Annotated in this window: 25 protein-coding genes and 1 riboswitch; of the genes, 14 read left to right on the forward strand and 11 right to left on the reverse strand. The window is 31.1% G+C overall.

From position 1 onward, the window contains the following. Positions 1 to 86: 86 nt before the first annotated feature. Positions 87 to 749: a response regulator transcription factor gene (locus tag SYNTR_RS00400; RefSeq protein WP_156202646.1), complete on the forward strand. Its 663-nt coding sequence runs from the start codon at positions 87 to 89 to the stop codon at positions 747 to 749. Then, positions 746 to 2,116, forward strand: a complete 1,371-nt coding sequence (locus SYNTR_RS00405) for a sensor histidine kinase (RefSeq protein ID WP_156202647.1) — start codon at positions 746 to 748, stop codon at positions 2,114 to 2,116. The genes SYNTR_RS00400 and SYNTR_RS00405 overlap by 4 nt, the downstream gene beginning before the upstream one ends. A gap of 3 nt (positions 2,117 to 2,119) precedes the next feature. Here SYNTR_RS00405 and SYNTR_RS00410 read toward each other — a convergent pair whose 3' ends face one another. From SYNTR_RS00410 to SYNTR_RS00420, 3 genes are all read right to left on the reverse strand, one after another. Further along, positions 2,120 to 2,290 (reverse strand): hypothetical protein, encoded by a 171-nt coding sequence (locus SYNTR_RS00410; RefSeq protein ID WP_156202648.1) that lies wholly within the window; start codon positions 2,288 to 2,290, stop codon positions 2,120 to 2,122. Between the two features lie 44 nt (positions 2,291 to 2,334). After that, positions 2,335 to 2,652: a cupin domain-containing protein gene (locus SYNTR_RS00415; RefSeq protein WP_156202649.1), complete on the reverse strand. Its 318-nt coding sequence runs from the start codon at positions 2,650 to 2,652 to the stop codon at positions 2,335 to 2,337. A gap of 256 nt (positions 2,653 to 2,908) precedes the next feature. Further along, complete coding sequence (locus SYNTR_RS00420; RefSeq protein ID WP_156202650.1) at positions 2,909 to 4,135, reverse strand: L-lactate MFS transporter; 1,227 nt, start codon at positions 4,133 to 4,135, stop codon at positions 2,909 to 2,911. Between the two features lie 182 nt (positions 4,136 to 4,317). Continuing rightward, positions 4,318 to 4,428, forward strand: a riboswitch (TPP riboswitch). 1 nt (position 4,429) lies between these two features. On the opposite strand from SYNTR_RS00420, the gene thiD reads away from it, so the two are divergent. The 7 genes from thiD to SYNTR_RS00455 all read left to right on the forward strand — a co-directional run bounded on the left by thiD (position 4,430) and on the right by SYNTR_RS00455 (position 9,673). Next, positions 4,430 to 5,359, forward strand: a complete 930-nt coding sequence (gene thiD / locus SYNTR_RS00425; RefSeq protein WP_320411447.1) for a bifunctional hydroxymethylpyrimidine kinase/phosphomethylpyrimidine kinase — start codon at positions 4,430 to 4,432, stop codon at positions 5,357 to 5,359. Next, the gene (thiM, locus tag SYNTR_RS00430) at positions 5,356 to 6,159 is read left to right on the forward strand and encodes a hydroxyethylthiazole kinase (protein ID WP_156202651.1); all 804 of its coding nucleotides are present in this window, start codon (positions 5,356 to 5,358) and stop codon (positions 6,157 to 6,159) included. Before thiD ends, thiM begins: the two co-directional genes overlap by 4 nt. Next, on the forward strand, positions 6,150 to 6,776 hold the full coding sequence (gene thiE / locus SYNTR_RS00435; RefSeq protein WP_156202652.1) for a thiamine phosphate synthase: 627 nt from the start codon (positions 6,150 to 6,152) through the stop codon (positions 6,774 to 6,776). Before thiM ends, thiE begins: the two co-directional genes overlap by 10 nt. After that, positions 6,761 to 7,405, forward strand: coding sequence for an MtnX-like HAD-IB family phosphatase (locus SYNTR_RS00440; protein ID WP_156202653.1), 645 nt, complete (start codon positions 6,761 to 6,763; stop codon positions 7,403 to 7,405). The genes thiE and SYNTR_RS00440 overlap by 16 nt, the downstream gene beginning before the upstream one ends. A gap of 82 nt (positions 7,406 to 7,487) precedes the next feature. Beyond that, positions 7,488 to 7,916 carry a thioredoxin family protein gene (locus SYNTR_RS00445; RefSeq protein ID WP_156202654.1) on the forward strand — a complete coding sequence of 143 codons (429 nt, stop codon included), beginning with the start codon at positions 7,488 to 7,490 and terminating at the stop codon, positions 7,914 to 7,916. Between the two features lie 3 nt (positions 7,917 to 7,919). Next, positions 7,920 to 8,606: a cytochrome c biogenesis CcdA family protein gene (locus SYNTR_RS00450; RefSeq protein WP_156202655.1), complete on the forward strand. Its 687-nt coding sequence runs from the start codon at positions 7,920 to 7,922 to the stop codon at positions 8,604 to 8,606. A 221-nt stretch (positions 8,607 to 8,827) separates the two neighbouring features. Continuing rightward, a complete protein-coding gene (locus SYNTR_RS00455) occupies positions 8,828 to 9,673 on the forward strand; it encodes a DegV family protein (protein ID WP_156202656.1) in 846 nt (281 codons plus the stop codon). A 44-nt stretch (positions 9,674 to 9,717) separates the two neighbouring features. Here the strand turns inward: SYNTR_RS00455 and SYNTR_RS00460 are convergent, their stop codons facing one another. Then, complete coding sequence (locus SYNTR_RS00460; protein WP_156202657.1) at positions 9,718 to 10,770, reverse strand: glycosyltransferase family 4 protein; 1,053 nt, start codon at positions 10,768 to 10,770, stop codon at positions 9,718 to 9,720. 316 nt (positions 10,771 to 11,086) lie between these two features. Beyond that, positions 11,087 to 12,298 carry a VanW family protein gene (locus SYNTR_RS00465; protein ID WP_156202658.1) on the reverse strand — a complete coding sequence of 404 codons (1,212 nt, stop codon included), beginning with the start codon at positions 12,296 to 12,298 and terminating at the stop codon, positions 11,087 to 11,089. 171 nt (positions 12,299 to 12,469) lie between these two features. On the opposite strand from SYNTR_RS00465, the gene SYNTR_RS00470 reads away from it, so the two are divergent. From SYNTR_RS00470 to SYNTR_RS00480, 3 genes are all read left to right on the forward strand, one after another. Then, the gene (locus SYNTR_RS00470) at positions 12,470 to 14,077 is read left to right on the forward strand and encodes a DEAD/DEAH box helicase (protein WP_197079133.1); all 1,608 of its coding nucleotides are present in this window, start codon (positions 12,470 to 12,472) and stop codon (positions 14,075 to 14,077) included. Positions 14,078 to 14,215: 138 nt separating this feature from the next. Next, on the forward strand, positions 14,216 to 14,872 hold the full coding sequence (locus tag SYNTR_RS00475; protein ID WP_156202660.1) for an ABC transporter ATP-binding protein: 657 nt from the start codon (positions 14,216 to 14,218) through the stop codon (positions 14,870 to 14,872). Positions 14,873 to 14,875: 3 nt separating this feature from the next. Further along, on the forward strand, positions 14,876 to 15,673 hold the full coding sequence (locus tag SYNTR_RS00480) for an ABC transporter permease (RefSeq protein ID WP_156202661.1): 798 nt from the start codon (positions 14,876 to 14,878) through the stop codon (positions 15,671 to 15,673). A gap of 71 nt (positions 15,674 to 15,744) precedes the next feature. Here the strand turns inward: SYNTR_RS00480 and SYNTR_RS00485 are convergent, their stop codons facing one another. The 3 genes from SYNTR_RS00485 to SYNTR_RS00495 all read right to left on the reverse strand — a co-directional run bounded on the left by SYNTR_RS00485 (position 15,745) and on the right by SYNTR_RS00495 (position 16,729). After that, positions 15,745 to 15,999, reverse strand: coding sequence for a spore coat protein (locus tag SYNTR_RS00485; RefSeq protein ID WP_478210244.1), 255 nt, complete (start codon positions 15,997 to 15,999; stop codon positions 15,745 to 15,747). Between the two features lie 13 nt (positions 16,000 to 16,012). After that, on the reverse strand, positions 16,013 to 16,195 hold the full coding sequence (locus tag SYNTR_RS00490) for a hypothetical protein (protein WP_156202662.1): 183 nt from the start codon (positions 16,193 to 16,195) through the stop codon (positions 16,013 to 16,015). Positions 16,196 to 16,303: 108 nt separating this feature from the next. Continuing rightward, positions 16,304 to 16,729 carry a hypothetical protein gene (locus SYNTR_RS00495; RefSeq protein ID WP_156202663.1) on the reverse strand — a complete coding sequence of 142 codons (426 nt, stop codon included), beginning with the start codon at positions 16,727 to 16,729 and terminating at the stop codon, positions 16,304 to 16,306. A 149-nt stretch (positions 16,730 to 16,878) separates the two neighbouring features. On the opposite strand from SYNTR_RS00495, the gene SYNTR_RS00500 reads away from it, so the two are divergent. After that, positions 16,879 to 17,403: a DUF6512 family protein gene (locus SYNTR_RS00500; protein WP_156202664.1), complete on the forward strand. Its 525-nt coding sequence runs from the start codon at positions 16,879 to 16,881 to the stop codon at positions 17,401 to 17,403. Positions 17,404 to 17,557: 154 nt separating this feature from the next. Then, the gene (locus tag SYNTR_RS00505; RefSeq protein ID WP_156202665.1) at positions 17,558 to 17,899 is read left to right on the forward strand and encodes a flagellar protein FlaG; all 342 of its coding nucleotides are present in this window, start codon (positions 17,558 to 17,560) and stop codon (positions 17,897 to 17,899) included. 7 nt (positions 17,900 to 17,906) lie between these two features. On the opposite strand, the gene SYNTR_RS00510 is transcribed toward SYNTR_RS00505, so the two are convergent. From SYNTR_RS00510 to SYNTR_RS00520, 3 genes are all read right to left on the reverse strand, one after another. Then, positions 17,907 to 18,605 carry a response regulator transcription factor gene (locus SYNTR_RS00510; protein ID WP_156202666.1) on the reverse strand — a complete coding sequence of 233 codons (699 nt, stop codon included), beginning with the start codon at positions 18,603 to 18,605 and terminating at the stop codon, positions 17,907 to 17,909. Positions 18,606 to 18,634: 29 nt separating this feature from the next. Beyond that, on the reverse strand, positions 18,635 to 20,791 hold the full coding sequence (locus SYNTR_RS00515) for a sensor histidine kinase (protein WP_156202667.1): 2,157 nt from the start codon (positions 20,789 to 20,791) through the stop codon (positions 18,635 to 18,637). Between the two features lie 173 nt (positions 20,792 to 20,964). Beyond that, a complete protein-coding gene (locus SYNTR_RS00520) occupies positions 20,965 to 21,735 on the reverse strand; it encodes an SDR family NAD(P)-dependent oxidoreductase (protein ID WP_156202668.1) in 771 nt (256 codons plus the stop codon). Positions 21,736 to 21,858 lie beyond the last annotated feature (123 nt).

Genomic DNA, 21,858 nt, shown 5'->3' on the forward strand with positions numbered 1-21,858 from the left:
TTTTGCTGGCATTTGCACTAAAACGTGCTTAGAAGGATTTTATGCACGTTTTTTTGTTATACTTAATATTAGGGAGCTGTTTTTTTATGTCAATTAAAATTAATTTGGTTGAAGATGATACAAATTTAAATTTAATTTTAACTTCTTATTTAGAAAAAGAGGGCTGGGATGTTACATCCTTTTTTACGGGAGAGGCAGCCAAAAAAGCAATTACTCCTTCTCCTGATTTATGGATATTAGATATAATGCTTCCTGATATTGATGGGTATGAGCTTATTAAAGAAATTAAAAAAACTTCACAAAACTTACCAGTAATTTTTATTTCAGCTAGAGATGCAGATATTGATAGAGTTGTAGGGTTAGAATTAGGTAGTGATGATTATTTATCTAAACCTTTTCTTCCTAGAGAACTTGTAATAAGAACTAAAAAACTAATTGAGCGTGTTTACCAAAATAAACAAACTATTTTAAGTATATTTCCTTATACAGTTAATGAAATAACTAGAACAGTTTTAAAAGATGACAAAGAAATAGAATTGACCTCAAAAGAGTTTGACCTAGTATTATATTTTGCTAAAAATATTGGAGCAGCTTTATCAAGGGAACAAATACTAAATTATATCTGGGAGGATAACTATATTGGAACTGACCGTGTGGTAGATGACCTTATTAGGAGATTGCGTAAAAAAATGCCAGAGTTAAGGATAGAAACTATTTACGGATATGGTTATCGGATGGTGAAATCTTGAAAAACCTACCATTATCATATCAAATTTGGTTAGTTATAGCAGGAATAGCAGTAGCTATTTCAATTTTTTTAGCTGTTTTGTTGCCTTGGACTTTACGTGATTTTTTCACTACAGAAATCTATGAAACTATAGAAAGTGCTCAATCTTTAATATTACGTGATTTTACAGAAAGTGAACTAACTGATGACATAGTTAACTTTGGTCATATACCTAACAGACAAAGACAACACTTCCAAGATATTCGTACAGTTAATCACTTTTTGGTATTAAAACAAGATAGTAACGTGAGTACTTCTCATCGTCTTCCTGCTGAATTAATTGAAATAATAAAAATAGATATAAGAGAACAGGACCAAACCAGTGAACGATATAGTGCTCAAATAGATGAAAGAAAAATGTTTTATGTTATAACAAAACGTGAAGCAGAAAATCAAGAAATATTTTTAGTTTCATATATGTGGGATACTTACCGAGAAGATTTAGTTACAACACTATTTAATAGATTAGTTTTTCTGGTGGCTATAGTATTTTTACTTAGTTGGATACTATCTTTTGGACTAGCTAGGTATTTATCTAAACCTTTAGAAAGGCTAGAAAAAAAGGTGCAAAAGCTAGCAAATAGGGATTGGCAAGGGAATATACAATTAAATCGCAAAGATGAAATTGGTCGTGTAGGTGACTCTGTAGAAATGCTAAGAAATCAATTGATTAAGCAAGATGAAACCCAACAAACATTTTTACAAAATATATCCCATGAACTAAAAACTCCAGTAATGATTATTCGTAGTTATACTCAAGCAATTAAAGATGGCATTTATCCTAAGGGTGAGCTAGAACCAACGATAGAAGTAATTGAAGAAGAAGCAAAACGCCTAGAAAAGCGAATTCATAACCTTTTGTATTTAACAAAACTAGACTATTTAGCGACACATAATCTTTCATATGAGGTGTTTTCATTAAATAAATTAATTAGTGATATAGTAGAAAGATTTTATTGGCAGCGAAAAGAAATAATTTGGTCTTTGGACTTAGTTTCACTGAAAATTAAGGGTGATAAAGAACAGTGGACAGTTGTACTAGAAAACTTATTAGAGAACCAAATTCGCTATGCAAAAAATGAAATAAAAATATCTATAAAATCTTTAGATGATAAAGTTATATTACACCTTTGGAATGATGGTCCTCAAATTGAGCAGGAAGTTTTGGAAGGATTATTTGACAAGTATAACAAAGGATTTAAAGGCGAATTTGGTTTAGGCTTAACAATTGTGTATCAAATAATTAAACTTCATAATGCCAAAATATGGGCTCAAAATGAAAGTGAAGGAGCATCTTTTTATATCGAGATACCACTTATTAATGAGTAATAACTAAGATTCATTACTTTTGTTTTCATTTGCAGCTAGATTTAAAACTCCTTCATTTCTCAACTCTCTTACAGCTGCCTTTATGGCAAGTTTTATTACAAAATATAGCACTATTATTGGTACTACAAGAAATGCTAAGTATATAAAAACTATTAAAATTTCAAATCCACCCATATTTTATAACCTCCTGTGTCAAAAATAAGATGACAGTCATTTTATTAAGAACGTATCATGATTAGCATCATTTTAAAAGGTTTTAAGGCATCTAATGCATGTGGTTCATCAGCAGGCATTATTAACATTTCACCTTGTTTGACAGTATATTTTTCGCCAGATACAGTTATTTCTGCTTCACCGTCAAGAATATAAACCATAGCATCAAAGGGAGCTGTATGCTCACTTAACCCTTGGCCTTTTGCGAAAGCAAATACAGTTACTGTTCCTGTTTTCTTTCCTATAACGGTTTTACTTACAACAGTACCTTCTTGATATTCAACCATATCACCAACATTAATGTTTTGATTTAATAAACTCATAGATACACCTCCAAATATAATAAGTTTAGTATATGTAAAATATAATTATAACTATACTCAAAGCTTACTATATATTAAAGTAACCACCCCCAAGTTATACATATATTAAAACATAAGTTTGCATATATTACCATATAGAAAAGACCTGACTGCAATTAAATATTTGAGTCAGGTCTTTGTAGTATAGTTTTTAATTTTTACACCTGTCTACTTGACAGTGGGCTATTCATTAAGCCCAACCTTTTTAAAATACAAATTAAGCTGCTTTTCTTTTAGCCATAGCTTGATCTGGAGCTTTAGGTTGTTTTGTAAAGAATGTTAGTATTGTAGCGGTTGCACATAACACTGAAGCGATTAAAAATGCATGTTGAAATGGTACTGCTGTACCAATTATTGGTCCAACTATAGCTGCTGAACCATAAGCTAGAAACATTATTCCGTAGTTAGTGCCAAGATTTTGTGTTCCATAATAATCTGCTGTTAGTGATGGGAATAGTGCTAAGAAACCACCAAAACAGAATCCAATTAAGGAACATAGTATTAAGAATGTTGCAAATGTCATTGTTATATAGCTCATTAAGAACATTGCTGCAGTTGCTAATATGTACATTATGATTAGTGAGGTGATTCTTCCTAATACATCTGATAAAGTGCCCCATATTATTCTGCCGGTAGCATTAAAAATAGCTATAATCATTACGGCAGTACTAGCAGTAGCTGCTGTAAGTCCAACAAGATTTACTCCGATATCTGCTGCAAGTCCAATTACCATTAAACCAGCTAGACATCCAAATAAATACATAACCCACATTAAATAAAACTGTGGTGTGCTTAACATTTGCCCAGTAGAAAAATCTGTTTGATTAGTTCCACTAGTTGTTTCAGGTGGTGTCCATCCTTCTGGTACATATCCATCAGGAGGAACTTTTAAAAATTGAGCACCTATACTAACAGCAATTAGATAAATAATTCCTAAATACACAAATGTTTGAGAAACTCCGGAACTTGCTAGAAATACATTGATTAGAGGAGTAAATATTAATGCACCTGCTCCAAAGCCTGCAACTGCGATGCCACTTATAAGTCCACGTTTGTCAGGGAACCATTTTACACATGTTGCAAGTGGACATACATATGCGGTACCAACACCTGCACCACCAATTAGTCCATAGCATAAATAAAGTTGCCAAAGCGAAGTTGCCTGACTTGCTAAAATTACTCCGAGTCCTAGTAATACCCCACCAGCAGTAGCTACCCATCTAGGTCCAATTTTATCTTGGACTCTTCCAGCTATAATGGTAAAAACTGACATCGTAGCTATGGTTATTGAGAAAGTTAATACTACACCTGATGCTTCCCACCCGTGAAGTTCAATTAATGGTGCATTAAATAGACTCCAAGAATAAACAGCACCTAAACACAGCTGAATTAAAACCGCTCCGAAAACTACTATCCAGCGATTAGTTGCTTTTTCTTCCTGCAAAAGCTTTTAACCTCCCTTCTATTCAATTTTATTAAAAGAGAATACAATATCCTCCTTCCTACAATGTTTAATTATTTACTATAATATATTCGTTCTATATAAAAAAAATCCTTTTAATCTGTGAAAAATTTTGCAAAATATTAATTTATGTTAAAATATTATTTGATTATAACATATAAATTATAAAAAGCTAGGGGAGCTTTATTAAACCGAAGCTGAGAAAGAAGTGGAAACTTCTGACCCTAATACCTGAACTGGGTAATTCCAGCGTAGGGAAGCAAAATCTGTTATTAAGTGAACAGCTTTGCTTGTTCACTTAATGTTTTTTGGGGCATTATACCAATTAATAAATGGTATAGAAAATTAATATATAAACTAATGCTAAAACATGAAAGAGAGGATATAAAAATAATGAAATGCGTACTCACAATTGCGGGCTCTGATTCATGTGCAGGTGCTGGTATACAAGCTGACCTTAAAACAATTTCTGCTTTGGGGGCTTATGGTCTTACTGTTATAACTGCAGTTACTGCACAAAACACCAAAGGAGTAATTAAAGTTCAAGAAATAAATCCAGATATAGTCGAAGCACAGCTCGAAGCACTATTTTCAGACATTAATATTGATGTTGTGAAAATTGGTATGTTAAGTAGTAAAGTTTTAATAGAAAAAGTAGCATCTTATTTAAAAGCAAAGAGTTATAATAATAATCTGCCTATAATACTTGACCCAGTAATGGTAGCAAAAAGTGGTGATCGATTATTGCATGTAGAAGCAATAGAGGCATTAAAAAATAAACTTTTTCCTATTTCTAAGATTATTACACCAAATATTCCTGAAGCTGAAACCTTATTAAATACTAGGATAAACAATATAAATGATATGGATGCTGCGTGTTTGAAATTATTAGATTATGGGTGTGAATGGGCTATTGTTAAAGGCGGTCACTTAGATGGAGAACCTGTTGATGTTGTAGGTAATAATAATAAAACTTACCATATTTCATCAAAAAGAATTAATACAAATAATAGTCATGGTACAGGCTGTTCCTTTTCTTCAGCAATAGCAGTTAATCTGGCTAATAATTTAGATGTAATTGATTCTGTAACTAAGGCTAAAAAATATATTAGTACAAGTCTTAAGACTGGATTTCCTATTGGTAAAGGAGTAGGTATATTAGATCATTTTTGCTTAAGTACAATTAGAAAGGGTGAGCTACAATGATAGAACAATGTGCAAATATATGGGGAAAAGTGAAAAGTCAAAACCCGTTAGTACACTGTATTACTAATTATGTAACGGTAAACGATGTTGCTAATACAATATTAGCTTCTGGTGCATCTCCCGCCATGGTAGAACATCCTGCAGAAGCATTTGATTTTGCAAATATAGCAGGTTCATTATACCTGAATCTAGGAACTTTAACAGGTGAACAAGAAGAAGCAATGATAGAAGCAGTAAAAGGAGCAAATTATAAAAGCGTACCACTAATTATAGACCCTGTTGCTTGTGGAGTTATTCCCCGTAAAGTGGAGGTTATTAATAAAATCAGTGCTAATGGGAAAATATCAGTAATTAAAGGGAATGCCGCTGAAATTAAAAGCTTAGCAGGAGTTGAGGCACAGGCAAAAGGTGTTGATTCATTAGATACGGGTGAAGATCTTGATGAGGTTTGTAAGGAATTGGCTATAAAAAAAGGGATAGTGGTAGCAGCTACAGGTCCAATAGATGTAATAGCAGATGACAAAAAAATGGCTTATATAAGTAATGGTACAAACCTTTTTGGGACAATAACTGGTGCAGGTTGCATGGTAGGTGGTCTTGTTGCAGCTTGCATTGCAGTAAATCCTGATGATGTATTTATAGCAACTGCAACTGCAATATGTGCATTTAATATTGCTGGAGAAAGAGCAATTAAGATAGCAGGAAGAAACCCAGGAACGTTTAGAGTAATATTTTATGACCTGCTATACAATTTAAAATCCAATGATATTATGCGGGAGGCACAAATAAAATGGGTTTAGATTATTCAATATACTTAGTGACTGATAGTGACTTAATAAAAGGAAATGATATTATAACTGCGGTTTTACAGGCTGTAAAAGGAGGAGCTTCTTTAGTCCAACTCAGAGAAAAAGATGCTTCAAGTCGCGAATTTTATAATATAGCAACAGAGCTAAAACGTCACCTAAGTGATTTGCAAGTACCTTTAATAATAAATGATAGGCTTGATATAGCTTTAGCAGTAGATGCTGATGGTTTACACATAGGACAAGATGACCTACCTTTAACAGTAGCTAGAAAAATTCTAGGGGAAAATAAAGTTATTGGCTTATCAGCAAATACTATAGAACAAGCTATAGAAGGCGAAAAACAAGGCGCAACATATTTAGGTGTTGGTCCAGTTTATTATACCGATACTAAAAAAGATACAAAGGAAGTAATTGGCCCTGAATCCTTAAGTAAGTTTAAAACTGCAGTAAATATTCCTGTTGTTGGAATAGGTGGAATTAATCATGATAACATAAGCGCTGTTAAAAAGAGTGGTATAGATGGTGTAGCAGTAGTATCTGCTATATTAGCACAAGATGATATTAATATTGCAGCACAAAGGATGAAGCAACTGTGGATAGAAAGTTAATTTTCTTTGTAGACTTTGATGGCACAATATCAAGTGAAGATATTTGCTATACAATGGTTAAAACCTATGCTCGTGATGGCTGGGAGGAGCTTAATGAGTTATGGGAAAAAGGAGTTTTGTCTACTGTAGGGGTAGCCCAAAAAACTCTTGAATTAATGGACATTGAACTTAACGAGTTAGAAAAATTTTTTAACACATTAAATATAGATCCTACTTTTCCACCATTTGTTAAATGGGCAAATATTAATAACTTTCCTATATATATTTTAAGTGATGGTTATGATAACTACATTAAGCTAATTCTAAACAAGAATAAATTAAATATTCCCTATTATGCTAATCATTTATATGAAGATAATGGCCTAAAAATAAAAGCTCCTTATTTAAATAAGGAATGTGAACAATGTGGAGTATGTAAAACTAATTTAATAAAGAAACACCTACATTCTGGTTTTACGAGTGTTTATATAGGTGATGGATATTCTGATAGATGTGCGATAAAGAACTGTGATTATGTATTTGCCAAAAAATCTCTAGTAGATTACTGTGAAAATAATGGTATTGAATATTATTCATATAAAAGTTTCGATGATATTATTTTTAAACTAAAACAATTAAACTTATCATAATAATTAACAATAATTTAAGGTTTATATAACAATTAATGTCTACTATAATAGTAGACATTAATTGTATCTAGGGGGAGTAAAATTGAATAAACTAGCTGTTAATAAAGTTGCAATTTTAATTGGGATAGTTATTATAGGGCTTCTAATTTATAAACAGTTTGATGAAAGAACAGAACCACAATTATCACAAGAGGGAAGTCCACAAATAGCTATAGAAAATGCTGTAGAAAACAATAAACCCATGTGGCTAATGTTTACTAGTGATAGATGTCCAGCATGTATTGAAATGTATGATGTATATGAACAAGTAAAAAATGAATATAAAGAAGATGTAGCCTTTATTCTTATTGATGTAGATAATGAAGAAAATTATGAGCTAGCAAGAGATTTTGATATACGGTATATACCTGCAATTTTTATTTTGGACTCACAAGGTGAAAAATTATATGAGCAAGTAGGTTATATTCCAGTAGAAGAAATGCGCCTTCAACTCGATAAGGTGGTGGAATAGTTTATGGAAGCGTGGATAAATACTGTTTTACCGCAATTTCTAGGGAGTTTTTCTATATATGGCTATGGACTAGTATTTATAGCTGGAATTATAACAAGTATAGGCCCTTGTAATTTAAGTATGATTCCTTTAATAATGGCATATGTGGGTGGAAATGAAATGGCTAGAACAAAAAGTTTTGCTATGTCAGTAGCATTTACACTAGGTACTGCAACTACATTTATGCTTTTAGGGTTATTTATTGCTTTTGTTGGAGGTCTATTTGGTTTAACCCAAAGTATTATATATTACATTGTAGCTGCAATATGTATAACAATAGGATTAAACCTTATTGGTGCAATCAACCTAAATATAAATTTTGGTGGAGATTTATTAACTCGAGCAGGTGAACAAAGAGGATATTTAGGAGCATACTTCCTTGGCATGGTAATAGGCTTAGTAGGTACTCAATGTGGTACACCAATTTTATTAGTTATATTATCAATTGCTTTTGCAAGTGGACAATGGTTATATGGTGCTACACTTCTTTTCATATATGCAATGGGGAGAGGTATACCCATAATATTAGCAGGTACGTTTACAGGAGTTTTAGCTAGAATGGATCAATTTGCCAAGTGGAATAATATTATGGAAAAGATAGCTGGCTTCATAATTATCATTGTTGGCACCTACTATATTTGGATAGCATAATTATAAATTTTAAATTATGATATGATAAAATAGCTCAGAAAAACAAATAAATAGTAAAACTTAGTAGACTTATACAAACTGGTGTTTATATAAGTCTATTTTTTTTATATCATAGATTACTGATTTACTTGTGTAGATTTGTAAAAAGGTGTAAAATACAAAATGCCATGTACACAAAAATGTGTACAAAGGTGCAAACTTAAATAATTCGGAGGTGAAATATGGGTATAAGACTTTATGCTGATAATGCTTGTGATCTGGATAAGGATTTATTAGATGAGCTAGGGGTAAAACTTTTTTATCTTACTACTAATATTAATGATAATACTTATAAAGACAGATTAGACTTAAGTCCGCAAAAGTTTTATGAATTAATATCAAAGCCGGATGTAATGCCAACTACGGCTCAAATACCCCCGATTGAGTTTCAAAATGAATTTGAGAAGGTAATTAAAGAAACAGATGATGATATAATATATGTAGCTTTTTCATCAGGGCTTAGTGGAACATACCAATCCGCCTACATTGCTGGAGAATCAGTAGATCCTAATAGAATAACAGTAATTGATTCCCAAAGTGCATCTGTGGGGTATGGTCTAACAGTTATAAGGGCAGCTGAAGCACTTAAAGCAGGAAAAAACAAACAGGAAATAATAGAAGAAATAAAAGATAATATAAACCGCATGCAACATCTTTTTATAGTAGGGAATTTTGAGATGTTAAAAAGAGGTGGCAGAGTTAGTGCAACTTCAGCTACAATAGGAAATTTACTTAATATAAAATTAATATTACATCTTGAGGATGGTAAAATATATCCATTAGAAAAAGTACATGGTTTAAAGAAAGCAAAAAGAAGAATGCTTGACATAATGAATGAAAGAGGTTACAACCTAAAAGATCAATTGATTGGTATAAATTATTCGAATGATTATGAAGGGGCTTTAACTATAAGGGACTTAATTCAAAAAAAATTTGGGTGTGAAAAATTTATAATATCAGAAATTGGAGCAACCATTGGCTCACATGTAGGTGCAGGCACCTACTCGATATTTTTCCTTTCAGAATAGGAACATAGAGTCATATAGAGTCAACGGGGACGGTTCCTTTTGACTCAAGTCAGTTGAGTCAAAAGGAACCGTCCCCGTTGACTCGTGTTATCCTTTATTATTTTCTTATAAACTGATATATAGTCATTAACCATTCTTTCTTGACTAAACCTTTCTTCAACCCACAAACGACATTGCTTTCTATCAATTTCAGATATTTGGTTAATTCTATTTACAGCTTCATCAACATTATCTACTAATAATCCTGTGATACCATCTTTAATTATTTCTGGCATAGAACCTTTAGGATAAGCTATTACAGGAGTTCCACAGGCCATGGATTCTACTACACTTAATCCAAATGGTTCATTAAAATAAATGGGGTGAAGAAGTGCGTATGCATTACCTAAAATTTCATCTCTTTTTTCAGGTCCTACAGACCCTATATAGATAATATTTTCATTATCTATATGAGGAAGAACTTCATTTATATAATAGCTTTCATCCTGAATGATACCTGCAATTATTAGCTTCATACCAGTTGATTGTGCTATTTGTATAGCCTCAACAGTACCTTTATCAGGGTGAATTCTGCCAAAATATAATAGATAATCACCTGGGTTATTATTAAAAGTAAAAGACTCTAAATCTATACCATGGTAAACAGTAGAGGTGTATTTAAGTTCAGAGCTACGATCAGCATCACTGATAGAAACATAATAGTTATTTTCGTTATATTTACTATATACAGGTATTATTTTTTTAGAGGAAAAACCGTGTATCGTTGTAACTACAGGAGTTTTTACTAATCTACTATATGAAAGTGGTAAAAAATCATAATTATTATGAATTATATCGAACTTATCAGCTTGCTCAAATAAGTGAGCAATATGTAAGCATTCCCATACCTTAGGATCTATATTTTTGTTTTCTTCATAGGGGGTTGGACAAATATACTCTAGTTTTCCTGATGTTATCGAGTCGCCAGTAGCAAATAGAGTAACATCAAAACCTTTTTCAACTAGTCCTTCAGTTATTAAAGAAACTACCCTTTCCCAAGGGCCATAATGCTTTGGTGGTGTTCGCCAAGCTATAGGTGATAGAAGAGCAATTTTCATAAAATATACCTCCTACTGTTCTAAGTGAAGTTTATAATTTACATACATTTTTATTAGTGTTTCCTTAGTATTATCATAAAAAGTAGCTTAATCAAAGGCTAATAGTATAGGCTTTGTAATGCTTTTTTATAATATACAGATACTTCATATTTAATACATATTGGGTATTTTAATTTTTTTCTACAAGATTACATCATAAAAAAACAGGCTAAATTTACCATAGATAGTTTAGCCCGAAACATTTCTTTTTATTCATTATTTTAAAAAACGAGTAATAGCTGAACTTACTTACTTATCTAAGTTCTTAGTCTTCAAGCTAATTTAGTTTTACTATAGAAATAACTATATAATCACCAAATACATTGGCTAATATTTTAGAAGAATTTTCTAAAATATTTTTAAATTTCAAGTCAGACCAACCCCAAGACACCATGGCATCTTTATTTGTTGGTACATATAATACATTTAGAGAATGTGGATTTCTCTCAACTATTTCCATACCAGATAATAATGCTGCATTATATAAAGTACTAGAGGTTTGACATATACCTCCTCCAATACCACTAGTGAGTTGATTATTAACAATTACTCCTGCTGATTTAAATCCTGCATCTGCTGTTCTTTTTCCAACAGTTTCATTAAAGGAAAACACTTCTCCAGGGCTTAAGACTACACCATTAATTTTTTCTGCAGATAGTTTAATATTGGCTACTCTGCCGGGTGAATTATCTAGCATTTTAGTATAGTAAGCACTTAGCAATTTCTTATCATACCATAAGGGCTCTAAATCTGATAAGGATTTTGCTTTCCCCCAAGTAGGGAGGTCTTTTGGTAAAGATATATTAGATATTTTTTCTTTTCGTTTTTGTTGTTCTATATAATATTCATTATCTTTAAGAATAATTGTTTTAGTAGCTGGATCATATCCAATATAGTAATCTAATTCCTCAGCTACATACCGTAAAGGTACATAAACTGTAAAATTCTCACTCATCTTAGGTGCTATATCTAATTTTTTATCAGTGCAATTAATATAGTAGGTTTTTTGGTCGTTATACATAACAATATCTGTATTAGAAGAACTAATAATTATTTGGTCTGGTTCAACAAACCCTACACTACAGCCAAGTATTTCAGGTAAAGTGTTCAATTTAACCATTGTTCTATTAGCACTAGTCAAGAAAGGACGATTATTAAGATCTAATTTTTGGCTATTAAGCTTAATATTTAAATAAATAATATCCTCAAAAATCTCTAATACTTCATTATCATAAATTTCTTTCTCTTTTTCATCTCGATTCGAATCATCGTTTAATACTTCATTATTTTCTTCTTTTTTACTAGAATTTTTTAATTCCTCTTCATCTTCATTATCTTCAAGTTTCTCAGAACTATCTAATTTATCTTCATATTGAAAACCTTCATAAACGGTATCGGGGATTTCTTCTGCATTAGCAGTTGGTAGTACTAAGAACAATAACATTGCAATAATAAGAGGGCATAAAGTGTAATTATTTAATTTTTTCATTTTTTTACCTCCAAGTATTTATATTTAAATTTGTATTGTAAAATATTTACTCTAGCTATTATTTATTTATGAACATAATTTTTAGTTTTTAAACCTATGCTTAATAGAGAATGGCGGAAATATCGCAAATATGTTATAGTAAAAAGCGGTAGAAGTTAGGAGGAAATGATTTTGGATATTTCTAGTTTTGAAAAAATGGAACTAAAAGGTGATTTAATTAGGGCTATAAAAAATAAGGGGTTTGATGAACCAACACCCATTCAAATAAAAGCTATACCAGTTGCTCTCGAGGGTAGAGATATAATGGGTCAAGCGCAAACTGGTACAGGGAAAACAGCTTCCTTTGGGTTACCAATTTTAAATAAAGTTACTCAAAGAGCAGGATTACAAGCTTTAGTTGTATGTCCTACTCGAGAATTAGCAGTACAAGTATCAAAAGAAATAAACTCACTTGGCAGAAATACGTTTATTAGATCACTACCTATTTACGGGGGTCAATCAATAGAAATACAAATAAAAGAACTTAGAAAAAAACCGGAAATAATTGTTTCTACACCGGGAAGACTATTAGACCATATGGATAGAGGTACAATAAACTTAAAGAATTTAAAATTTGTAGTTTTAGATGAAGCTGATGAAATGCTAGACATGGGTTTTCTTCCTGATATAGAAAAAATTTTATTAGAATGTCCTGCAAAGCGACAAACTATGTTATTTTCGGCTACACTTTCGTCAGAAATAAGAGAACTAGCTCAAAGGTTTATGGAGAATCCTGAATTAGTAGCAATTAAGCCTCAAGATAAAACTGTCTCATTAATTAAACAATTATATTACGAAGTTAATCCTCGTTTTAAACTAGAGACTCTTTGTAAAATTATTGATACTTCAAAACCTTCATTTACATTAATATTTTGTCGTACTAAAAAAAGTACTGATAAGCTAGCAGGATATTTAAAATCCAAAGGGTATGCTGCAAATGCACTGCATGGTGATATGTCACAGCGTGAAAGAGATAGGGTGATGAATAACTTTCGCAAAGGTAATGTGGGGATATTAGTAGCTACAGATATAGCAGCTAGGGGTCTTGATGTTGATATTGTTACTCATGTAATTAACTATGATATACCAGAAGATCCAGATAGTTATGTTCATCGTATAGGAAGAACAGGTCGAGCGGGAAGAAGAGGTGTAGCAATAACCTTAACAGAGCCAGGACAATATAAAAAATTACGCTTTATTGAAGACCATATAAGAAAAAGCTTAAAACGCGAATCACTACCTACTCCAATAGATATGCTAGAAATAGCTAAAGAAAATTTGGTAACTGCACAGAACAATTGTCCTGATTCATACAAAGAAAAGGCAAATGAATTAATTAAAGAACATGATCCTGCCTTAATTGTAGCAGCAGCATTAAAGCTTTTATCTGGCAGTGGTCAAGAATATGAGACAAAAGATAACAAGCCTATAACTTCAACAAGCAAGAACAAAAAAGTAATTGATAGAAAAGACTATGCTGATGTTGAAGTACCAGTTGGTCGTAAACAAGGAATATATCCGCAAAAATTAGCAACCTATCTTGCTCAAACTACTCCTTTATCTGATAATCAGATAGGTGAAATAGAAATAAATACAAATACATCATTTGTAGAAGTGCCTATGGAATATATTGATGAAGTATATAAAGCTTGTAGTAAATTAACATTAGAAAGAAAACCAAAAAAAAATTATAATTCAAAGGGAAATAACATAAAAAAAACGAAAACAAATGTACAATAAAAAAGCGGGGTGCACCCGCTTTTTTATATCATATTTACAAATTCATAAAGTAATAAGTACATAGCATTTATTCATTGTATTTAGATACAATATAGATTAATAAAGTTGGTTAAGTAAAAGAAATGGAGAAAGTTATAAATGGCTTACTTATTTGAATTTGCTAATATAACTAAAAAACTTAACAATGATAACAAAATGTTAAAGATTTCAGGTCAGGTGGACGAAGGTCAAATACTTATTCTAAAAGGTCCTTCTGGTTCTGGAAAATCTACTTTACTTAAAGTATTAGCTAGATTGATAAGAGCAGATGCTGGAACAGTAGTTTTTAAAGGAAATGAGTGGTCTAGTGTAGATCCTATAGAATGGAGAAAGAATGTACTTTATGTAAGCCAAAAGCCCGTACTTTTTAATGGAACTGTTAAAGATAATTTTGTATTACCATTTTCATTTTCCAGCTACAAATTAAATAAAGCTAGATTTAATTTACAACTAGCTCAAAAATATTTAAGTGATGTTAATTTATCAACTGAATTTTTAGAGCAAGATGCTAAAAAAATATCTGGAGGCGAAGGGGCTCGTGTTGCACTAATACGTGCTTTGCTTATTAATCCAAGTATATTAATGCTTGATGAGCCTAATGCTTATTTGGATAAGGAGAGTAGAGAAAAGGTAAATAATTTACTTTTAAAATGGTTGCAAGGAAATACTGGAAAAGCAATAATTATGATAACTCATAATGATGAAGATTTTAAATTATCAACTAATATAAATTATTTAACAATACAGGGGAGTTAAACATTGGCTGATTACTCTTATATTCCTATAACTAATTTTCAACTACTACTAAGTGTAAGCCTTGTTTTTATAACTGGTCTAATATCTGCTCTTTTAAGACTGGGCTTATTAAAATCACTGTTATGGGCTAGTTTTAGAGCATTTCTACAGCTGAGCCTAATTGGATATGTTTTAACCTATATTTTTGATATTAATAAATTAGCAATCATAGTGCCTATTATAATATTAATGTGCTATATTGCTAGTAACGAATCAGTTAGAAGAATTGACAAAGCACCACATAACCCAAAATGGTTAGCGTTTACTTCATTAACAGCTAGTACATTTATTGTTGGCATAATTGTAGTAACAATAATAATCCAACCTTCCCCTTGGTATTCAGCACAGGTTGCAATACCCATATTTGGAATGATATTAGGTAATTCTATGAATGCTATTGCCTTATCTTTAGATAGAATGTATTCAGAAGTATATTCAAGTGCTGATGAAGTTGAAACAATGCTTGCAATGGGTGCTACACCATGGGAGTCAGTTAATAGTTATATGAGAAATGCTGTACGTGCTGGTATGACACCAACAATAAATGCATTAATGGTTGTTGGCCTTGTTAGCTTACCAGGCATGATGACAGGACAAATATTAGCAGGAATGGATCCTCAGGTGGCTGTACGTTATCAATTTGTTGTAATGATTATGATTGCAGCAGCAGTAGCTATAGGATGTCTAATAATTATAGGCTTATCTTACAAAAAAATGTTTACAGATGAGATGGCATTAGTAGAAGATATGAGAAAAAACTAGCTAAGGCAAGTTTAAAGAATTTAAATTAATAAAACTATGGAGCTTTTTGTGCCCCATAGTTTTATATCGTTTTATCCTTGTGTTAATTGTGTTTTAACTTGATTAATTTCCTGTTGGCTAGCTTGTCCTGCTGGTTTATAAAAACCTTTTTGAGTTGCCATTTGTGCAAGTTGAAATTGGAACTGTTCATCAGAATTTCTAATTTGTTGTAGAGTTTGTCTTAATTGCTGATTTTCACTTTGACTGATAACATTTGCATAGCCTGTAAGACTAGAATTAACCATTGATAAAACATCATTTACTATTTCTTTATCTGTCATTTGCATGATTTGTCCTCCTTTAACTTAAAAATGATAATAGTTTTTGACGAGTTTGACTCGCAGCTTGTGCAGATTGTTGTAATAACTGTTTAACCTGAGGATCTTGGCATTGTTGGGCGTAAAAGTTTAATTTTTTCTCAGTTGTCTCATGCGATCCTATTAAGTGTCTTAAATTTTGCAGTTCTTGTTGGTTAAGTTGCATAAAAAAGCTCCTTTCTCAATAGTTTTTTCACACTTATATATTGTGTAAAAAAAAAATAAGTATGCAATATTCAAATTACATACTTCTCTTTTTTGTTTTTTATTAGATTTAGTTTCTTCTACGAGTTTTTCTTTTTGTGTTTGTTGTTTTCTTAGGAGTTGTTTTATTGTTATTATACTCTTTAAGTAAATTTAATTCTTGTTGTACAAATCGATGTGCAGCGACAAGCTTACCATTTTCATCCTTGCCCCAAATAGATACTAGAGCATTAGTAGCATTTTCTAATCTAATTTGTGCTTCGTACTCAAGTAATTCTGAAACATCTACTGTTTCAAACTGTGAAGCTTGTGGGGAAACTGATACTGTGCTTTGAAAGGTTTCACTTTTAACACCATTTAAACTAAATACGGTTATATGAGCAATAGTCTCAATATTTGAATCCATAGGGTTATTATTTTGTACCTTAATAATCAAACCTAACGAAGTTTCAAAACCTGCATTTTCAACAGGGCCTGTGGAGTATAGTCTAATCATCTAGCCAACACCTTTCAAAATATTGTGTTTGTTTATATTTATTCTAAATGACTAGAGAATGTGCTTATTTATAAAACAACAGACAAATATTTATAAAAATTGGGTATAATAATATATTAATAGAAAATAGAAATAGGAGAGTTAAGTTTATGGCAAGACTATCAATAAAGTATATCCTTTTAAAAGCTGTTATTTTTCTTATTGTTTATACAATATTTCATTTTTCATATGATTTTCTGCAACTTAAAATTTTTGCAGTTTCGGAATCAGTATGGCAACATTTAAAAATAGGACTTTTTGCTGCTGTTTTAATAGGGTTAATAGAAGTAATAATTCTTACTATAAGAGGTAATGTTATTTTTATTCAAAACTTACTATTTTCTAGAATAATAAGTTCCTTACTTGTACCATTGATAATATTTTTGTTTTTCTATTTGTTGATAGCATTATTTGGGAAAATAACACCAACTATTGTTGAATTAATAGCTAATATAGCAATAGTATTTTTTGCAGGAATTATAGCTTTTTATATTGAAAACGAAATACTTGAACTACCAGTTTACGAAAAGCCAATCCTTTTGTGGATTTTTATAATAATGCTTGTTATAGCTAGTTATTTATTTTTAGCTTTTACTGAAAATCCACCTTATTACCCATTGTTTGTTGAAAGGTAGTTTTAAAGTAATATAAAATTTTTATTACTAAATTAACAATAATTAAATAATCTTTAAGAAAGCTTTAATAAAATTTAAAGTTCTCTTAAGCCTAGCTAGATAAAATTAATGCTATAATTAAACTAACCTAGCTAGGCTTTTGGGAGATGATTAAATGGAGTTATTGCACAACACGAGGTTTAGCAATAATATTTTTGCAATAAATCACTCAACTAAATCGAGAGATTTTCAGGATAAAGTTGCAACAACTAAAAGCAATATAGAAGACTTTACTTTTGCTGAGTTGGAAAATGATGTAAAAAAAGTTAACGAAAGATTAAAAAGCATGGAAAAAACATTTGAGTATACTATACATCATGATACAAATCGCATAATGGTAAAGATTTTTGACTCTAGGGAAGATAAACTAATTAGAGAGATTCCATCAGAAAAAATGTTAGATATGCTTGCAAATATACAAGAGGGTGTTGGATTAATAATAGATGAAAGCACCTAGTAATTGTTTACTTTGATATAAAAAATTTATAGCCAGCTCCTTTAATCGTATGTATAAACTTGGGATTAGTAGGGTCTTTTTCAATTTTTTTTCGTATGTGACTAATATGAACCATAACGGTTCTATAATCACCATAACTATCTGTACCCCATAATTCTTTAAACAACTCTTCACTACTAAATACTTTGCCTTGGTTTTGAGCTAATAATACTAGTAATTGAAGTTCTTTTCGTGATAAAGTTATAAGCTTTTCATTTGCTGTTACAGAATAATTAGTTAAGTCAATAGTTAATCCTGGATATTTTAATAATTGAGTTGAATTAGCTGAACTCTTTAATATTCTGTTTCTACGCAATTGTGCTTTTACTCTTGCTAATAATTCAATTGTATCAAATGGTTTGCTCATGTAGTCGTCTCCACCTGCAGTTAACCCTATTGATTTGTCTATAGGTTCACCTTTGCAACTAAGGAATATAATGGGAGTGGTTGATTTTTTACGTATTTCTTGACATACTTCTATTCCGTCTAATCCTGGTATCATAATATCTAGTATAATTAAGTCGGGATTAGTAGTAAGTGCATTTAATATTGCCTCATTACCATCAGTAGCAGAGACTACATTATACCCTTCTTTTTCTAAGTAAAGTGTAATAATTTCTCTGATATCTGCATCATCATCAACAATTAAAATAGTTTCTCCTGCCAAAATGAATACCTCCAAAATAAGTAATTATACTATAATGCATTAGATAGTAATCCTTTTTCTATATCTTGTGAACTAACGGGTAATGTAAAGTAAAATTTACTTCCTTGACCTAATTTGCTATTAACCCATATTTGTCCCCCGTGGTACTCTATAATTTCTTTACTAATAGCTAATCCAAGACCGCTATTCTTGGGAACTTGTTGTCGTGCTTTTTCAGCCATGTAAAACCGTTCAAAGATATGCGGGAGATCTTCTGTGCAAATTCCGGTTCCAGTATCAGCAACGGCTATTAATAGTTTTTTATTATCTGCAATTAAATCAAAACTTAATGTAATTTGGTCGTCATTTTGAGTATGAGCAAGAGCGTTAGTAAATAAGTTTGTTAAGACCCTGTCTAACTGCATTATATCTACTAATACAAATAAATTTTCCTTGTATGTAGTTTTAGATTCCCAGTTTAAAGGGTAATTTACTTGAAAGCTACCATTGCTAGTCTTAAAATCGAAACTATATTTTTCTATAATATTTTTCATCAATAAATCAATTGGAACCTGTTTAAAATCTAGTTTTAGCTGTCTAGATTCTAATCGTGAAAGATCCATTAACTGTTGAACCAAATGATCTAAATGACTGGTCTTATCTATAACTTTGTTTAAGTATTTTTGTTGTTTTTCAGGTTCTTTGACTAGACCATCTAAAATTGCACTAACATAACCCCGAATAGAAGTTAAAGGTGTACGTAGATCGTGTGAAATATTTTGCACTAAATTTTGGCGTGATTTCTCTGATTTAGTAAGTGCTTTATAAGCTTTTTCTAAGTCTTTTTTTGAATTTTCCAGAGCGTAAGTTCTATTTTTAACTTTTTGCTCTAATCCTTCATTTAACTGTTGAAGCTCTTCTTTCATAAATTCTGCTCTAGTAAAACTTTGAGAAAACTTACTAGCCAAAACTAATGATTGGGTAAATATAAATATTAATAATCCCCAAGAAGATAGGTTATTGGTTACTATGATGTTTCTTAGAAAATGATTAGCTGAGTCATTAAACACTACACTTAGATAAATTATATCATTAATAGTAAATAGAAAGAGGAAAATTACCCCTAATCCAATTAAATAAGCCCCTTCACGTTTTTTGTAACAAGCAGTAAAGACAGCCCAAGTTGCATAAAATAGTGCAACAATAGAAAACAATTGAAAAATCGGATTGAATTGAGTGAAAATAATTGCTGGTGTTAATAAAACTAAAAAAGAAAAGCTAAATCCAACAATTAAAACAGTATTAACTACTTTAGTTGAAAATTCTTTAGGAAAAATAGATTTTAAGAATAAGAAAATTAAAGGCACTCCCATATAGTAAGCTAGAGTTTGTATTTTATGAGCTATTTCCCAACTAAAATTAGGAAAAACATATATAAAATATATTTCGCCAACTAACAGTGTTCTTAGTGCAATTAGTAATGAAAAAACACCAAAAAATAAAGTGGATTTATCTTTAGTTCTAAATAAAAACAATCCAAAATGATAAAAGGCAATAATAAATAAACTACCAAATAAAAATAACTCAAGTGCTATATTTTTGGTGCGTAAATCGCTGATTTGGGTATCAGTTCCAATCTGTAGACTTTCTAAAATACCTCCACTACGATGGTGAAAATTAGCTACTTGAACAACTAACTCAGTGGTATCTGAGTTAGGTTTAAAGTATTTTACTTGAGGTAAGTATTGTGGTACTGTTTCTTCTTGTGTAGAACCTATAGTTCCATTAGAAGCAACTAACTTATCATCAACCCAAAGATTGTAAGATGTAAAAATTCTTGGAACCTTAATTCCATATAATTTATCACTTGGTGTATTTATTAAAAGTCTATAAGTAGCATAACCTTGCCCTGAGATTTGGTCATTATTAATTTTTTGCTTATTCCAAGACATGGGAACGTTTATATACTCTGTTGCTATTACATTTGTTTTATTTAAATCATCTGGAGTTAAAAGCTCTTGCCAATAAAATTCCCACTGACCATCTAAAGAAAGAACCCCATCTTGCTTAAAATCCCAGTTAGTTAAATCTAGTAAACCACTAATGGCCTCTGGTCTTTCTTTAGCTTCAACCGGGCTTATCATACAGGTGAATAATATAGTTAAACAAATAATGATAATATTTGTTTTAATAATACTTTTTTTCATATCTAAAAATCCTAATTTATAACAATAAAATTAATATTCTAATAATATTTTTCGTTGTCGGTTATAATTATTCCTTTATAAAAGTAAAAACAAATAAATCCCTTTATATATAGCACAGTTATTGTATTCTAACTGTCTATCATAAAGGGATTTTTTATTTGATATATAATACTTTAAGTGGCTGTTTTACCACCGTCTATACTATAATATACACCAGTTATATATACGGAACGGTCAGAGGCTAAGAATAGCACTAGTTCAGCAACTTCCTCAGACTCTCCATATCGTTTCATTGGTATACCAGCTTCTAATTGTTCTTTTACTTGTTCACCTGCACCAGGTGCCCAACCTTCTTCTATTGACCTCATCATTCTATTGTTTATAGGACCTGGGCATACAGCATTAACTCTAACCCCAAATTCAGCAACTTCTAAAGCAGCTGACTTAGTTATTCCTATAACTGCATGCTTAGATCCAACATAAGGGGCCATGCCGGGTGATCCAATAATTCCGGCTACTGAAGCATTATTTACAATAGATCCATATTTTTGTTCAAGCATTATAGGAATAACATACTTTAAACCATAATATACACCTTTAACATTTACATTAAATACTTTATCAATATTTTCTGTTTTAGTATCTTTAATGAGTCCAAACTCACCTTCAATACCAGCGTTGTTAAAGAAGAAATCAATTCTGCCAAAGGTATCTTTGGTTTTTTTAACAAAGCTTTGCACCTCAGCTTCATTACTTACATCAGCGGTAGCAGTAATGTAGTCACCTTCTTTTAAATTTAATTTAGCAACAACATCATCAATAGCTTTTTGTTGTAAATCCACCAAACTGACCTTAGCACCACGCTCTATTAGCAGTCGTATTGTTTCCTCACCAATACCCCCAGCGGCACCAGTTACTAAGGCAACCTTATTCTTAAATTCCATTGAAATCACCTCCATAAATCTAAAGTTATTTTTTCTCTTATGGTATTTATTATTCATTTTTAGTGGTTTAAAAAAATCATATTGTTTAAAACTAATCTAAACAAATAATTGGAGGAAATTTGA

It is taken from the genome of Candidatus Syntrophocurvum alkaliphilum, from assembly GCF_009734445.1.
Lineage (GTDB): Bacteria > Bacillota > Syntrophomonadia > Syntrophomonadales > Syntrophomonadaceae > Syntrophocurvum > Syntrophocurvum alkaliphilum.

Bases quoted from the DNA above. Each gene is read 5' to 3' on its own strand.
- SYNTR_RS00400 (WP_156202646.1), top strand. From the start codon at position 87: ATGTCAATTAAAATTAATTTGGTTGAAGATGATACAAATTTAAATTTA.
- SYNTR_RS00410 (WP_156202648.1), bottom strand. From the start codon at position 2,290: ATGGGTGGATTTGAAATTTTAATAGTTTTTATATACTTAGCATTTCTT.
- SYNTR_RS00415 (WP_156202649.1), bottom strand. From the start codon at position 2,652: ATGAGTTTATTAAATCAAAACATTAATGTTGGTGATATGGTTGAATAT.
- thiM (WP_156202651.1), top strand. From the start codon at position 5,356: ATGATAGAACAATGTGCAAATATATGGGGAAAAGTGAAAAGTCAAAAC.
- thiE (WP_156202652.1), top strand. From the start codon at position 6,150: ATGGGTTTAGATTATTCAATATACTTAGTGACTGATAGTGACTTAATA.
- SYNTR_RS00450 (WP_156202655.1), top strand. From the start codon at position 7,920: ATGGAAGCGTGGATAAATACTGTTTTACCGCAATTTCTAGGGAGTTTT.
- SYNTR_RS00455 (WP_156202656.1), top strand. From the start codon at position 8,828: ATGGGTATAAGACTTTATGCTGATAATGCTTGTGATCTGGATAAGGAT.
- SYNTR_RS00460 (WP_156202657.1), bottom strand. From the start codon at position 10,770: ATGAAAATTGCTCTTCTATCACCTATAGCTTGGCGAACACCACCAAAG.
- SYNTR_RS00465 (WP_156202658.1), bottom strand. From the start codon at position 12,298: ATGAAAAAATTAAATAATTACACTTTATGCCCTCTTATTATTGCAATG.
- SYNTR_RS00475 (WP_156202660.1), top strand. From the start codon at position 14,216: ATGGCTTACTTATTTGAATTTGCTAATATAACTAAAAAACTTAACAAT.
- SYNTR_RS00485 (WP_478210244.1), bottom strand. From the start codon at position 15,999: ATGCAAATGACAGATAAAGAAATAGTAAATGATGTTTTATCAATGGTT.
- SYNTR_RS00490 (WP_156202662.1), bottom strand. From the start codon at position 16,195: ATGCAACTTAACCAACAAGAACTGCAAAATTTAAGACACTTAATAGGA.
- SYNTR_RS00495 (WP_156202663.1), bottom strand. From the start codon at position 16,729: ATGATTAGACTATACTCCACAGGCCCTGTTGAAAATGCAGGTTTTGAA.
- SYNTR_RS00500 (WP_156202664.1), top strand. From the start codon at position 16,879: ATGGCAAGACTATCAATAAAGTATATCCTTTTAAAAGCTGTTATTTTT.
- SYNTR_RS00505 (WP_156202665.1), top strand. From the start codon at position 17,558: ATGGAGTTATTGCACAACACGAGGTTTAGCAATAATATTTTTGCAATA.
- SYNTR_RS00515 (WP_156202667.1), bottom strand. From the start codon at position 20,791: ATGAAAAAAAGTATTATTAAAACAAATATTATCATTATTTGTTTAACT.
- SYNTR_RS00520 (WP_156202668.1), bottom strand. From the start codon at position 21,735: ATGGAATTTAAGAATAAGGTTGCCTTAGTAACTGGTGCCGCTGGGGGT.